Raw genomic sequence first — 267 nt, 5'->3', positions numbered from 1 at the left:
GTGTAACTGATTTTGACCCAAGCCCTACCGGTGTTTTTAATCTTAGTTCATCTACCGGACAAGCGTACCTTCTAAAGCTTGACAGTAACGGAAATTTTGTTAATGCAGGGGTAACTACAGCCTCCAATCAAAGTAATTTAGCAAGGTCACAAAGAGTGAAAATTGATAGTAATAACAATGTTTTAATAACTGGCAGTTTTGGTGGTACTGTGGATTTTAACTTTGCCAACGCACAAAATTCCCTTATATCTTTTGGATTATATGGAA

1 protein-coding gene is annotated in these 267 nt (G+C 36.7%); it reads left to right on the top strand.

The genetic code is table 11. The features are described from left to right. The coding region (locus tag ACZ6JE_RS15270; protein ID WP_464319493.1) for a hypothetical protein at positions 1–267 on the top strand (267 nt) is incomplete at both ends.

It is taken from the genome of Frigoribacterium sp. AC759 (genome assembly GCF_979256015.1).
This window is presented reverse-complemented; position numbering and strand designations above follow the sequence as displayed.